Origin of the sequence: Zoogloea sp. LCSB751, assembly GCF_002028455.1 — a bacterium.
GTDB lineage: Bacteria > Pseudomonadota > Gammaproteobacteria > Burkholderiales > Rhodocyclaceae > Zoogloea.
Genome location: NZ_MWUM01000197.1, coordinates 1 through 272, shown reverse-complemented (window position 1 = coordinate 272; position 272 = coordinate 1). Strand labels below are relative to the sequence as shown.

The 272-nt window shown below is 33.1% G+C and carries 1 protein-coding gene; it reads right to left on the bottom strand.

The window, feature by feature from the left end; genetic code table 11:
* Positions 1 to 272: MMPL family transporter (locus B4920_RS26335; RefSeq protein WP_145954651.1), on the bottom strand; the 272-nt coding region annotated here is incomplete at both ends.

Sequence of the window (272 nt, the reverse complement as noted above, 5' to 3'; positions counted from 1 at the left end):
TTACTACTAGACCTGTAAATAAACTTATAACTATACCTATCATAAGTGTAATTGCAAAACCTTTTACCGCTCCAGATCCTATAAAATATAGAATTAATGATGCAAGTAAAGTTGTCATGTTAGAATCTACTATTGAAGACAATGCATGCTCTGATCCTTTTTTCACTGCTGCCTTAACAGTATACCCTTTCTTTAACTCCTCTTTAGTTCTTTCAAACGTTAGTATATTAGCATCAACGGCCACACCAATTGTAAGTAAGAATGCTGCTATA